The 15827-nt window shown below is 59.2% G+C and carries 1 protein-coding gene; it reads right to left on the bottom strand.

Going from position 1 to position 15827, the window contains the following annotated elements; genetic code table 11:
• Positions 1–140 precede the first annotated feature (140 nt).
• Positions 141–15746: an Ig-like domain-containing protein gene (locus tag I2123_RS08490; protein ID WP_213052195.1), complete on the bottom strand. Its 15606-nt coding sequence runs from the start codon at positions 15744–15746 to the stop codon at positions 141–143.
• Between the last annotated feature and the right edge of the window lie 81 nt (positions 15747–15827).

Below are 15827 nucleotides of genomic sequence, written 5' to 3'. Positions count from 1 at the left end.
ACACCACTTAATTACGCCGATAGATGGATTTGCTCCTTCCCCTCTCTCGAGGGGAGGTTGGGATGGGGTGTGGGTTTGGCGACTCAGTCGCCAGCAATCCCCGTCCCCGCCTCCCCCTTCGCAGAGGGAGGAGCAAAGTCTTAGTTTTGTTGAACGTGTAAACCGTGCTGTACCAGTACGTCTCCCAACGTATTGGACGCGTCCATTGCCGCATTGTGATAAACGTCGAAGGTCAGGCCATCCACCGTGCGTTGCCCGGTTTCCGTCCATGCGCCGTCGGTGCCCATTTGCAGATTCACCAGACTGCCCTCGCCCCCTTTAATCACCACTTCATCGGTCGGATTATCTTTCACCGTCAGCGCTTCATGCAGGTTCAGCGAGATGCTGTTGGTGCCGGAGTTGCCCAGATCAAAGATTTCGATATGTTCAACTTTCAGCCCGAGCAACGTCAGATCCAGGTGCTGATTGGTGCCTGCCAGCAACAGGGTATCGGTGCCGGTGCCGCCGTCGATCAGGCCGAAGTCCAGCGTGTGCACAGAGATGGTGTCGTTGCCCGCGCCACCGATGGCCTCACCGTTGGTGGCGGTCAGGTCGATCGCCACACCGCCGATGGAGAACACCGTATCGGCATGAGCGGTCGTTTCCGCTGCGGACGCCGTGGTAGTGGTCTCCGTTGTCGCCAGCGCAGAGACCAGCGTGCTCGCGGCATGCGTGGTATCGGTGGTGGACGTCGAATCGGTAGTGATACTTGCGCCCGCCAGTGCATGGCTATCGTCAGTGGTGGAGAGCAGGCTGGCCTGCGCTGCCAGTGTTTCCGGCGGTAGCGTCGAACCACCGGACAGCCCGACGTGAACGTCGAACCCGTTACCTGCCACGTCCGTGGCGCGCAGTTCCACCACGTCGCCGGTCAGTGCCGCCAGCAGCGCCGGGAGGTTCAGGATGCTGAAGGCATTGAACACCGCACTGCTGAATTTCACCGTCCATGTCCCGTCGGCCTGCACGATCCCGGACAACGTATTCCCCAGTAAGGTCACCAGCACCACACCGCCTGCGCCGATGTTGCGGCTCTTACCCGTGAGTGTCAGCCCCGAGCCCAAAATGCCGCCCAGCAAACCGGTCAGCGAACCGAGTGCGTCGAGAGACGCGACCGGCAACGCATGGGTTTTCACCGTCAGCGCCTGAGTCGTGTTGCTCACGTTGCCGAGCAAGTCGGTAATCGCGACCCCGACCTGGGTTGCACCGTCAGCAATGCCTTTCAGTTCTGCCGAGGTGAACGCCACATTCCAGGCACCGTTAGTGACCGTACCGGTATGCGTGATGCCGCCGACCGTCACGGACACCAGACTGCCGTTCGCCGCGTTGGTGGTTCCGCTCACGGTTTCGCTGCTGCTGGCTTCACTCAGGTTGAGGAAGCCATCGCCACCAAACAGGGATGGTAACGGGATGTTGATCGTCGGCAGATGCAATCCGACCGACGCCGAGCCCGTACCGGAGGTAGAGTGCCCGGCGGCATTGGTCAGGTTCGCACTGACGTTGAGCACGCCGTCCGTCAGAGCCCCCAGTATTGACGCGCCGACGTTAGCAGAGAACGTGCCGTCCGCTTTCACCAACGCACTGACGGTAGAATTTCCGACCGTCAGCGTGACGGTAGACCCCACCGCATTGGTGGTGTGGCCGGTGATGGTCTGGGTTAACAGCGCATCTGCGGCGTTCAGCAAACCGTCGCCGAAGATGCTGTCCAGCGTGATGGTTGGCAAAGACTGCGCGATAACGCTCAGCACGCCGGTTTGCGTTGCCTGATTACCGACGCCATCCACGACTTTAGCCACCACGTCAAACGAGCCGTTAATCAGGCTGCCGAGATCCAGCGTTGGCACGGCCACGCTGAATGCGCCACCGATACCGACCGTCGCCAGATACGTTTTGCCCCCCAACGTCACCGTTACCTGCGTTCCCTGCGCCACGTTGCTCGCCACACCGCTGATGGTCTGCGCCGTGAGCAGATCCACCACGTTGAGAATGCCGTCGCCGAAGACAGGGTTAAGCACAATGCCCGGTGCAGCGTGAATACCGACCGTCACACCGGCATTGGTGGTCGCCGTGTTGCCGACCGTATCGGTCACGGTGACACCCAGCGTCAGGTTGCCGTCGAGCAGATTAGTCAGATTGGCGGCATTCAATGCAGCGCTGAATTTGCCGTCGGCACCGACCGTGGCGGTCAGGTTTAACACGCCCAGACTGATGGTGACGGTTTCCCCCTCACGACCGTTGATGACCGTACCGCTTATCACCGGAGACAGCAGGGATTCAGCCAGATTCAGGATACCGTCGCCACCAAACAGCGGATCGAGCACCACTTTCGGCAGAGAATGAATGATGACGTTTGCGGAAGCTGCGCCCGAACCAAGGTTGCCCACGGCGTTGGCGACAGATGCGCTGATGTCCAGCCTGCCGTCCTGGAACAGACCGAGGTCGCCCGGTTGCAGCGTGACGCTGAAATTCCCGGCCGCATTAGTGGTCGTGCCCAGATAGGTTTTGCCGTTAACGACCACACTGACCGTCGAACCGGTCGCCACGCCGCTGGCGATCCCGCTGATGGTCTGCGTCAGCAGCGCATCCGCCGCACTCAGCAGGCCATCGGTGAACGGCGTATTGAGGGTTACGGTTGGCGCCGTGATATTGACGGTCGCCTCCGTAGTCAGGGTGCCGGTGTTGCCGTTGGTGGCATTCACATCCACTTTCACATCCAGCAATCCGTTGAGCAGATTCGTCAGCAGATTGTTTGGCACGGTGACCGAGAAGTGTCCGCTGGCATCTACCGTGGCGTTAATCGCCGGGTTGTTGCCCACGGTGACAGCCACGGTAGAACCCGCCGCCACGTTCTTCACGGTTCCGGTGACTACCTGATTGAGCAGTAAATCCGCGGCGTTAAGCAGGCCATCACCGAACAGAGGATCCAGCACAATTTGCGGCAGGTTATTCACCGCAACGGTCAGGTTCCCCAGGGTCTGGGTGGTAATGTTGCCCGCGGCATCTGCCACGGAAAGCACTACCGGCACCACGCCGTCGGCCAGCGTATCCAGCGCATGCGCCGGTACGGCAATGGAGAACACGCCGTTAACGACGTTTCCGGTGAAGGTCAGCGCACCCACTTTCAGGGTGGCCAGTGTGCCGTTGACCGCCGTGGTGGTTCCGCTGACCACCTGTTCAACACCGGTTGTGGTGGTGTTGAGCAGGCTGGTGGTGCCCGCCAGCAGACCGCCGACGGTATCAATCACCGGTGCAAGGGAAGCCACCCGAATATCCAGCGGTTCGGAATGCACGTTGCCGTACTGATCGGTGATAGACAGCGTCAGGGCATTATTCCCCTGCAACAATCCCTGCAATACGTTTGGCAGCAGCGCCAGATTCCAGTTGCCGTCTGCGCCGACAACAGAACTCGCCAGCACGGTATCGCCCAGTTTGACGTTGACGGTAGATCCTGCACCGGCATCGGTTGTGCTGCCGCTAAGCACCTGATTGACCAGCAGCGCCGCGCCGTTAAGCACCGGCAGACCGGTCAGCAGGTTGACATCAAGCAGCTGATTGAACTGGAGATTCAGACCCAGATTCACATCCGTCGTGTTACCCGCCGAGTCAGCAACTGACGCAGAAACCAGATGTGTGCCGTCACCAAGAGCCAGTCCGGTTAACTGCTCTGGCAGCAGGGTCAGTTTCCAGGTGCCATCTCCCTGAACGTTAGCGGTACCCACGGTGATACCGGCAATTTTCACTGTGACCACTGAATTGGTACCGGCATCGGAGGTGCCGCCGATCACGGTGCCCAGTAAGGCTTCGGTCAGGCTCAGGACGTTATCGACCAGATCGCCTCCGCCGCTGGTCACGCCCAGCGTCAGCAACGCGCCCACGGTATCGACCGTGAAGTTATGCGTGACGGTGGTGTTGTTACCGGCCAGATCGGTAAGCGATGCGGTATAGCTGTTATCGCCCTGTCCAAGTGCATTCCAGTCAGACGCCGGGACGCCAACACTCCAGCCGCCTCCGCCCTGCACCACGGCGGTGTAAGTTTTGCCGTTCATGGTGATGGTAACGGTACGCCCGACATCGCCCGTGTCTGCGGTGCCGCTGATGGCCTGATTCGCCGCGGCTTCGGTGGCATTAAGCACGTTGTTGTCTGCACTGATGTTGCCCGGTGTGAGTACCGGCGGCGTCAGATCGGTAAGTACGGTCTGGTTCGCTGTCGCAGTAAGCACCGTTGCTGTAATAACCGTGCTGCTGCCATCAGTAAATAAATTGGCTGGCACATTAACCGTCCATGTCCCGTCGGCCAGAACGGTCGCTGTAACTGGCGTTACCCCCACCAGAATAGCGACTTGTGAGACACCCGGAACTACACCAAGCCCGGCAGCGGCACCGGAAAGAGTGATGGTGCCGGTGTTGTGTTCAGCAAGGTTGATGTAGTTATCACCTGCGACCACGTTGAGGGAAATGGATGGCAGCGCTGGCACAGTCAGATCGACCCCAAAGTTCGGGAGAGTGTCGGTCGCGGTATTGCCCGCGACATCCGTGACAGAAACGCTGATGGTGCTGTTGTTGGTGATCGCCTGAAGCTGCACGGGTGTCAGTGTCAGCGACCAGGAACCGCCCTCGCCGACGATGGCCGTTAACGGGCCCGCCACACCAGGAATAGTGATAGTGACCGTAGACCCGACCGCAATCTTGCTGGTGGTACCCGACAAGATTTGCGGTGAAAGACTCTCGGTGTAATTCAGGCCGTCGCCGCCGACAAAGGTATTGATGTCGATGGCAGGCAGACCTGTGCCGGAAGAGGCCACAATCACGCTGCCGGTTGCCGCACCCGGGTTACCGTTCTCGTCACTGACGGTCGCGGTGATGGCCAGATTGCCCTGTGCAACCGTAGAAAGCTGAGTATTATTCAGCGTCAGCGTCCAGTTTCCGCCTGCGTCCACGGTGGTGGTAAACGGACCGGCCGCACCGATATTCACGGAGACCGTGCTGCCAAATGGCGCATCGGACGTCCCGGTGATCGCCGCGCCTGCCAGCAGTTCACTCGCATTGAGGTAACCATCGGTAAACACGTCTGTAATCGTGATAACCGGAGGCGTGAAGTCGGTAGTGAAGCTGAGCGTACTGCTGCCCGTATTGCCGTTGGCATCGGTGACGTTAACGATGAAAGTATGATCCGTACCGGTCAGCGAACTGAGTACGCCTGCCGGAATACTGACCGTCCATTCGCCCGTTGCCGGTATTACGGTGGCCGGATAGGTTTTGCCGCCCACATCAACGGTCAGGGTCACATTCTGGTTACCCAGCGCCCCTGATAATCCGCCAATCGACACCACACCCGCCGCTTCGGCAATGTTCAGCACAGGGCCGAAACTGTCGGTGATGGTCGGCGTCAGTTGCGTCACATCGGCGGTGAAGGTGGAACTCGCCGCCAGACTGGTGTTGCCGTACTGATCGGTGACCGTCGCCGTAATGGTGTGATCGCCGGTGGTGCCAAACTGCGCCAGTTGTGCCGGGGACAATTCCAGGCTCCACGTGCCGTCAGCGGCTGGCGTCACGGTAAACGGACTGCCGGTGATCCCGGCGATTGTCACCTGAACGCTTTGATCGTTGCCGGTGATCCCCGTCGCGCCGGTGATCGTCTGCGCTGTCGCGGCTTCTGCGAAGTTCAGTACGCTGTCGCCAAACAGCTGATCGATAACCGGTGCCGCCGGAAGCGAAATCTGGACGCCCAGAATTTCGCTGTCAGTGCTGGAGTTACCCACGGCATCAGTCACGGTGACGGTAACCGTCCAGTTACCGTTTGGCAGTGTTGCCAGCTGGGATGGCAGCAATGCCAGCTCCCACGTGCCCGTCGCCGCATCGACCGTGGCGGTGGTGTAGTCAGTGCCGTTGATGTTCACCACGACAGTTTGCCCGGCGGTGGTGGCACCGGTGAGGCCGCTCAGCGTCCCGCCCGCCTGCGCTTCTGCGTAGTTGATAAGACCGCCAAAACTGTCAGTCACGGTCGCCAGTGGCAGATCGTTCACGATAGTCGGCACATTAATGGTTGTGCTGTTGGAGTTACCGCCAACGTCTGTCACTACCACGGTAACCGGGGTACCGGCAGTGCTGTCAGGTAACGCAGAAAGCACGTCAGAAGGAATAGTTGCAGACCATGAGCCGTCCGGATTCACCGTGGCGATAATCTGGGTGGTACCCACGGTGACCAGCACCGATTTCACATCCGTGATACCGGTAGTGCCGCTGATAATTTGGTCTGCTGCCGCTTCAGCTGCGTTGAGTGCACCATCGCCAAACGGTTGATTAATCACCGGAGCAGGCACCGGCGTCAGGTCAACCGTCAGGCTGCCGCTGACAGAGGCGGTATTGCCGGTGACGGCGTCCACCGCTGTCACGGAAATATCCGCCGCGGAACCGAGCAGCACATTGAGCTGTCCGGCACCGACGTTCGCGGTCCAGACATTGCCGGTCACTGTGCCGTTGAACTGCACTGTACCGATGGTCAGAATAACCGCAGTGCCGTCCGGCAGATTGGACGCTGCCCCCGTGACGATAAAGCCTGCCGCTGATTCAGCAATATTGAGAATATTGTCTCCCGCCACTGGCCCAATCGTCAGCGTTGGCAGGGTGTTAATAGCCAGCGTGAAATCATCGGTCACCGTGTTGGTATTGCCATCAGCCCCCGTGACACTGACCTCGACGGTTTTCAGCCCGTCGGTGGTGATTCCCCGCAGGTCGAGCGTTGGAATGGTGACATTCCAGTTGCCGTCGTTATCAGAAACCGTGGTGTAGGTGATGCCGTTGAGTTTCACCGTGACGGTAACGTTGCTTTCCGTGATGCCGCTCACCGGCAGGCCGGTCAGCACTTCCGCAGCATTGAGGATATTATCCAGCCCGGTATCAACATCAACGGTCAGCAGCGTTGGCGTCGTGTGAACAGTAATGTCATGCGTAGCACTGGCCGGGTTACCCGCGATATCTGTCGCCGTCGCAGTGATCAGATTGTCGCCTTCCGGTAACGCCTGAGTTTGCGCCACGGTGAGTGTGACGCTCCACGAGCCGTCAGACTGCACCAACGGCGAATAGGTGACGTTATTCAACGTGACGGTGATGATATTACCGGTCGGTACGTGGGTGGTGGTCCCGCTGAGGGTCAGCGGCTGGTTGTGCTCCTGCGAGTTAATAATGTCATCGCCGGACACCGTTTTGATGGTTACGGTCGGTAAATCACCCGCCTGGGCAATCACGGTCGCGTTGTGGGTGGTACTCGCCGGGTTGCCAGAGCTATCGAGCGAGCCCGCTGTCACCACCAGAGGCCCATCGGAAAGCCCCGTCAGGGCAGATGCCGGAATATTCACCGACCAGCTGCCATCAGTACCCACGGTGGTCGGATAGCTGACGTTATTGAACAGTACATTGACCGGCTGGTCAGCTTCGATATTGGTCGAGGTCCCGGTGATAGTGAAACCGTCGGTTTTTTCCGCCACGTTGATGTAATCATCGCCCGCGATATCGGTGATGGTCAGCGTAGGCAGAGTGGCCCTGGCGGCATCCACGGTGAAGCTGCGCGTTTCAGTCGTCATGTTACCCGCCGCATCCGTGAGGGTGGCGGTTAAGGAGTACGGGCCATCAGGAAGTTGTTGCACGACGTTACCCGGCAGCGTAAAGCTCCAGCTTCCGTCGTTTTGTACCAGCGCGGTGTAAGTCACACCGTTGAAATTCAGCACCACGGACACCGGTTGTCCGGCATCGGCGATGTCTGAGGTTCCGCTGATCACCACCTGTTGCAGGGCTTCAGCCGCGTTGATGATGTTGTCGCCCGCAACGGCGCCAATGACCAGCTCCGGCGCGGTGAAATCAACGGTTATCTGGTTGGTCGCCGTACCGGAATTGCCCGCCGCATCGGTGGCGGTGACCACCATCGGCAAGGTATCGTCGGTGAGGTTTTCCAGCACGGTGGACGCAATTGTGATCGACCATTGTCCCTGCGCATCCGCCGTGGTGTTGTAGGTCTCCCCGGCAAAGGTGACAGAAACAGTTTGCCCCGGTCCGGTCGCGCCTGTGCTGCCGGTGATGATTTGATCACTGCCCGCCTCAAGCGCATTAAGATAACCATCGCCAAACGGCGCGGTAATCGACGGTGTCGGTAAAGTGGTCGCAATGGCGATGGTCACCGGCAACGTAGTGGTGTTACCCGCCAGATCGGTCAGGCTGGCATTGAGAATGTAATTACCGTTCTGCAATCCGGTCAGATCTCCCGCCGGGATGTTGGTGGTCCATGAACCATCGGGCTGCACCTGCGCCGTATAGGTCACGTTATTGAACGTCAGCTGAACGAATTGGCCTGCATCCTCCGGACTCGCCGTACCGGTCAGTTCGACCGCACCGAGAATTTCGGTCGCATTGATCGCGTTATCACCGGACACCAGCGCCACACTGAGCGTCGGTGCGGTAAAGTCCACGGCGACTGAACCGTTGACGGTGCCGCCGTTACCGGCCGCATCCGTTACGGTGACCAGAATATTGTCCACATCCGCTGGCAGCGCTTTCAGCGAATCGGACGGGATGGTGACGGTCCATGTCCCGTCTGTGGCGACGGTGCCGGTGTAATTCTGTCCGGCAATGCTTACAGTGACCGTCTGGCCGTCACCGGTCAGACCCGTGGTACCGGTGAGCGTCTGGGCGGTTGCCGCTTCAGCGATACTCAGACGTCCGTCACCAAAGGCCGGTTCAATAGTCGGCGTTGGCAGGGTGGTGTAAATACCCAGCGGCTGTTCGCTGGAGACCGGGCCATTGGCGGTCGTCACGGTGGTCACGACAACCGCCGAGGTACCTTCCGGTAATGTCGCCACCTGCTCTGGCGTCAGGGTATAACTCCAGGTGCCGTCGGCTGCGGTCTGTACCGTGACGTCAATCGTACCGATCACAATGCGCACGTCGGTTCCCTCAGGGACGTCAGAGGTGGTGCCGCTGACGATCACGCCGCTTGCCGCTTCCAGAGCATTGATTTTGTTGTCGCCCGCGATGATATCGATCCCCACACCGCCGAGCGTGGTATCCACGGTGAAGTTTTCAGACGCGCTGGCCGGGTTGCCCGCCAGATCGCTAACGGAGACATTGATGGTGACTGAACCATTCGCCAGAGCACCCAACGTGGCCGCCGGGACGGACACACTCCATGCGCCACTGGCTAACACGGTGGCAGTGAAGGTGGCATCGCCAATCGTGATATTCACAATCTGACCGGCTTCCACGTTCGTGGTTGTACCGCTCAGGGTTTGCGCCACCTGACTTTCTGCCGCATCCAGCAGGTTATTGCCAGCGAAGTCGTTGATGTCGATGACGGGCTGTGCCGCCGGATTGGCAGCCAGGCTGACGTTTTCACTGACACTGGCAGTATTACCGGCGGCATCAGATAAGGACGCGGTCAGCGGATAAGAACCGTTAACGACGTTTGCCAGCACACCGGCCGGAATGGTCGCCGTCCAGGTGCCGTCCGCCTGAACCGTTGCGTTATAACTGAGCCCCGCAATGGTCACCGTCACAATGCGCCCGACTTCAGCGGCATCGGTTGAACCGGTGACCTGAATGTCGGCCGCCCCTTCAATAGCGTTCACACGTCCGTCACCGGTCAGTGGATTTACCGTCAGGGCTGGCGGAGTGAGATCGAGCGTTATCTGGCTGGTGGTCGTCGTCGGGTTACCGGACGGATCACTGATCAGCGCCGACACGGTATAGCTGCCTGCCGGAAGTCCGGCCAGCGCGGTGGAAGGCACGGTTGTGCTCCACGAACCATCGGGAAGGACGAGCGCCGTAAAGAATTTATCGTTGAAGCTAATGGTCACCGTCTGACCGGCTTCGTCAGGCGACGTTGTTCCGCTGAGCGTAATACCGGACGTCACTTCCGCCGTACTCACCAGACCGTCACCGCCGACTGGCGTAATGGTCAGAACCGGTCCGGTCTGATCCAGCGTGACCTGTCCGGTTGTGGTGGTGCTGTTGCCCGCCGCATCTTTGAGGGTCGCGGTCAGGGTGTAATCGCCGTCGGCCACACCGGTCAGCGTGCCGCCCGGAATACTGGTACTCCAGGTGCCGTTACCCTGTACCAGCGCGGTGTACGTCTGGTTATTGAAAGTCAGCGTGACGGTTTGTCCCGCATCTTCTGGTGATGCCGTCCCGCTAAGGGTCAGACCGCTTGCGGCTTCAGCGGTGTTGATCACACCATCGGTCGCCACCGGATTGAGAAGCAGCGTTGGCGGCGTGAAATCTACATTCACGTTGCCGGTCAGCGTGCTGCTATTACCGGCTGCGTCCGTCACGGTCACGATAATTGGGTTATCCGTGGCTGGCAGATTCTGCAAGTCAGCGGAAGGCACGGTCACGGTCCATGATCCGTCAGTCGCCACAGTGCCGGTGTAAGGAACGCCGTTAATTTCTACGGTGACAGTCTGACCATCGCCGGTCAGGCCCGTTTTACCGGTGAGCGTCTGATCGGTGGTGGCTTCGGTGGACCCTAACAGACCATCGCCAAATGGCGTATTCAGGGTCGGTTCCGGCAGTGTGGTGTAAATGCCCACGTCCTGCTGGCTGGTCACGGTGCCGTTGGCCGTGGTCACCGTCGAGACGATAACGTGACTGGTACCGTCGGCCAGATTGGCAATATCCCCCGCCGGAACGGTGTACGTCCAGTTACCGTCAACATCCGTGGTAGTGGTGTAGGTGATACCGCCCAGTTTGATGGTGACCGTGGTGCCTTCCGGCACGTCTGCGGTCGTACCGTTGATGACAACCCCCTGCGCCGCTTCGCTGGCGTTGATGTTGTTATCACCGGCGATGGTATTGATGGCGATGCCGCCGAGCGTGGTATCGACCAGGAAGTCTGATGAGCCAGTCGCCGGATTACCGGCTTTATCGCTCACCGAGACGTTGACGGTCAGGTTGCCATTTTCCAGCGCATTTGCCGGAATGCTGACGCTCCATGCACCGCTGGCCTGAACAACAGCTTCGTAACTCAGTGGCCCGATAGTCACAGTGACAATCTGACCGGCTTCGACGTTGGACGTCGTACCGCTCAGGGTCTGCACAACCTGATTTTCAGCCGAATCCACGACGTTGTTACCCGCAAAGGTATTCACGCTGATGGTCGGCAACTGCGCCGGGTTCGCTGTGACGGTGACCGTTTCGCTGGCACTGCCGGTATTCCCTGCGGCGTCAGAGACGCTGGCGGTCAGGGTATAAGAACCGTTCGCCACGTTAATCAATGCATTGGCCGGAATGTTCACCGTCCAGCTGCCGTCATCCAAAACAGTGCCGGTGTAAGTGTGTCCGGCAATGGTCAGGGTCACCGTACGCCCGGCTTCCGCCACGCCCGCAGTCCCGGTGACAGGAATTAATGCGCCAGCTTCGGCGTTGTTAATGGTGCCATCAACGGCAACCGGATCCACCGTGACCACCGGCGCTACCGTATCAACAGTGACATTGGCGGTGATCAGGCTTTCGTTACCCACTTCATCTTTCGCAACGACCTGAACCGGTGCGTCACCCTGAGTAAGCGCGCCGAGATCGGCTGACGGTATGCTGACACTCCAGCTGCCATCAGCGCCGACTGTCGCCTGATAATCTTTACCGCCCAGCGTGACGGTGACTGTTTGCCCGGTGCCACTGACGCCGGTTGAACCGCTCAGTGTTTGTACACTGCCCGCTTCGGTTGCATTTAACAGACCATCACCAAATGGCGTATTCAGCGTAACAGAAGGCAGGCTGTGGGTGATCGCGTCAAAGCTCAGGCTGCTGCTGACCGGATTACCGGCCGCATCGGTCGCTGATACATTGAGGGTATGCGTGCCGTCAGAGAGTAAAGCCAGATCGCCCGCCGGAAGCTGAACGCTCCAGCCACCGCCGACGCCCACGGTAGCGGTGTAGGTTTTACCGTTGAGCGTGAGAGTAACAACGCCGTTGACCGGTACGTTGGTCGAGGTGCCGGTGAGCGTTACGCCCGCCGCCGCTTCGGCGGCATTGAGCAGGTTATCGCCGGTCAGAGGTTCGACTGACAGGCCGCTCAGGGTGTTATCGACGGTGAGATTTGTAGTGCCGCTCGCCGGATTGCCCGCTTTGTCACTGACGGTCGCCGTCAGGGTCAGGGAACCGTTTTGCAGCGCCAGCAGGTCAGCCGAAGGAATGCTGACACTCCAGTTGCCGCCCGTCTGCACAGTGGCGGTGTAGGTCACATTGTTGAGCGTGACAGTCACTGTCTGACCGGCTTCAACCTGGGTGGTTGTGCCGCTGAGGATTTGCGCCGTCTGTTGTTCTGCGCCATCCACCACGTTGTTGCCCGCAAAGGTATTGAGCGTCAGGGTCGGCGCCGTTGCCGGATTGCCATCGAGCTGAACGGTTGAGGTGACGGTGGTGCTGTTGCCTGCTGCATCCGAAATTTCAACACTCAGCGGATATTGCCCGTCCGCGACCGCTGACAGCGCGCCCGCCGGAACGGTAATACTCCACTGGCCGTTCGGCTGCACGGTACCGGTATAGGTTTCGCCATTGAGCGTCACAGATACCGTGCGCCCGGCTTCGGAAAGTGACGCGGTACCGGTGATAGCAATCGGGCCTGCCGCTTCGGCAATACTGACATAACCGTCGCCCGCAACAGGATTGACGGTCAGAACCGGAGCGGTGAAATCAGCATTTGCCGTGGAGACCACGGTCGCAGTATTTCCCGCCGCGTCGGCTGCTGTGACAGAAATTTGCAGTGGCCCCTGAGGCAATGCCTGCAAATCTGCCGCGGGGAGAGTCACCGTCCAGCTGCCATCTGCGGCAACAGTCGCCGTGTAGGTTTGCCCGCCAACGGTCACGGTCACCGTCTGGCCTTCGCCGCTTTTACCGGTGGTACCGCTGAGCGCCTGACCGGCTGCCGCTTCGGCGAGATTGAGGAAGCTGTCGCCAAACGGCGTATTCAACGTCGGCGTAGGATCAACGTTGTCGATCCCGACATTGACGCTGTTAGTCAGGACATCGCCATTGCTGCCGACAACCGAAGCGGATAACGAGGTGGTCGCGGTGTCGATCCCGGCGATATCAGACGAACTTATTAACAGACTCCATTTGCCGTTGGCGCCCACCAATGCATAACGGGTGAGTGCGCCAAATTTGACGGTGACCTGTGCGCCAACGTCAACACCGTAAGTGGTACCGCTGATGGTGATCCCCGCTGCGGTTTCAACGGCGTTAATCACGTTATCGCCGGTGACAGGGTCAATCGCGATACCGTCATCGGTGCTGATGACGGTGAAATCTTCGCTGCCGGTCGCCGGGTTACCGGCTTTATCAGCAACGCTGACGGTGATGGTTTGTGAGCCGTCAGCCAGTGCCACCATATCAGCAGCCGGAATGATCACGCTCCATTTGCCGCTGGCCTGAACTTCGGCCTGATACTGTTGACCATTGAGGGTGATGGTGACGATTTGACCGGCTTCTACGCGGGTAGTCGTACCGCTCAGTACCTGGGCGGTTTTGACTTCAGCACCATCGACAGCGTTATCGCTGGCAAATATATCGACGGTGATTGCAGGCTGAAGCGTGGCATCGGCAGCAACGTGAATTGAACTGGTATTGGTGGTGGTGTTACCTGCGGTATCGGACAGCGTCGCAGTGACGGTGAAATCACCATTCAGGCCGCTGAGCGCGCCCGCCGGGATGGTAGTACTCCAGACGCCATTGTCGCCCACGACAGCGATAAAGCTGAGTCCACCGACGGTGAGGGTGACGGTCCGACCGGCTTCACTGACTGATGCCGTCCCCGAAAGGGTCAGCTCGCCTGCGGCTTCCGCCAGACTAATCTGCCCGTCTCCCGCCAGCGGGTTCACGGTCAGGGTTGGCGCAAGGGTATCGACAGACACCGCAGTATTGAGTGTGGTGTGGTTACCGGCGGTATCGGTGACGTTGATGACCACCGCGTTGTTACCTTGCGGTAATGTTGCCAGCGCGGCAGCCGGAAGGCTCACACTGTAACTTCCGTCGGGTGCTACGGTACCGGTATAGGTTTGCCCGCCAATCACCACACTGACGGTTTGTCCGTCGCCTTTCAGGCCAGTATTCCCGGTGAGCGTCTGATCGCCGCCAGATTCCTGAGCATTGAGCGTGCCATCGCCAAATGGCGGAACCAGCGTCAGTTCGCCAGGATGCACGGCCACGTTAAAATCGGCTGTGGTGGATATCTGATTGCCGTCTGCATCTGTGGTGCTGACGGTGAGCGTTGTTGTGCCATCGGTCAGCGCCTGCAAAGCATCTGCCGGAACATTCACACTCCAGGCACCATTTGGGCCCGTCGTGCCGGTGTACGTCTGACCATTTAAGGTCACGGTGATAACGGAGCCTTGCGGCACGTTGGTTGCGTTGCCGGAAATCACCAGCGGAGACTGCGCTTCGACAGCATTCAGCTGGCCATCACCGGAAACCGGGTTGATGGTCAGAATGCCAGCGTTGTCGTCTACCAAAAATTCAGCAGGCGTGGAGGTCTGGTTACCGGCCGCATCGGTCAGCGATGCCGTGAGGGTGTATTCGCCATTGGTCAGCGCCTGCACCGCATCGGCCGGGATGGTCACCGACCACTTGCCGTCCGCGCCAACGACTGCGTTGTATTCAACGCCGCCGAGAGTAACAACTACGGTGCGTCCTGCTTCAGAAATTGAGGCCGTACCGTTCACAGTCAGCGGTTGCTGATGCTCATCACCATTGAGGATATTATCGCTGGCAATCTGTTCGACAGTGACCACTGGCGGTGTTCTGTCCACGACGACAGTCACACCCTGTGTGACTGAATTACCGTCGGTGCCGGTCACGGTCACGGAGATGACATAGGTGCCGTCTGCCAGATTAGCCAAATCAGCCGGAGGCAGATTAATGTCCCATTTACCGTCTGCACCTACCGTGCTGGTATAGCTTTTACCGTTGACAGTCAGCGTGATGGTCTGGCCTGCGGCAACATTTCCCGCTGTACCTGAGAAGATTTGCTCGAGGCGAGCTTCGGCCGCATTGAGAATGTTGTCACCGGCAAAAGCTCCCAGTGTCAGACTCGCAGCCTGACCGGTATTTCCGCCGTTATTGCCGCCGTTCTCTCCACCGGTTCCGCCATTGTTGCCGCCGTTCTCCCCGCCCGTTCCGCCGTTGTTACCGCCGTTGTTGCCCCCGTTATTACCGCCGTTATTGCCTCCCTGGCTTCCACCATTGTTACTGCTGCCACCACCGCCACCACCACCGCCGCCTGCGGCAATAGCAATGCCTGCGCCGAGGGCGACAACACCAAGGACAGCGCCGAGGATTGCAGGGTCAAAGTTGGAAGAGTCGAGCAGTAAGACACCGACGTCGGGGATGGTTTCATACGCGGGAACGACCGTGACCGCGCCTGCCGTCGCGCCGGTATCGACAAAAGCAGCGTGTTCAATCGGTTGAACACCGTCGTCAAAAATCAGCTCGCTGTGGTGGCCTTTGCCATCCGTATCGAAAAAGCTGTGATAGCGTACGGTACGGCCATCTTTCATGTGGATAACCAGATCGTTACCCACGCGTTCGTAGCTGGCGACCGCATCGCGCGTTGCGTGAACGCGCACGATGCTCAATTGGTTGAGGGTAACATCCTGACTGGCATCAGAAATCTGAGAGATTACTGCACCATCTTTACGAGCAAGAACATCAATAACTACGCCGCCGTTCTGAGCCATGTTGTACCCCTGTCTGAGTCCAGTTGTTACTCAAATCCGCCACGAACAACCCCTCCCGTCAGAGAGGTGCTATCGCGCAAA

This window comes from Rahnella inusitata (genome assembly GCF_018288855.1).
GTDB classification, from domain to species: domain Bacteria; phylum Pseudomonadota; class Gammaproteobacteria; order Enterobacterales; family Enterobacteriaceae; genus Rahnella; species Rahnella inusitata.
The sequence above is the reverse complement of the archived record's forward strand: the minus strand, read 5'-3'. Positions and strand labels throughout refer to the sequence as shown.

Coding starts and splice junctions, on each gene's coding strand:
- I2123_RS08490 (WP_213052195.1), bottom strand. CDS start 15,746: ATGGCTCAGAACGGCGGCGTAGTTATTGATGTTCTTGCTCGTAAAGAT.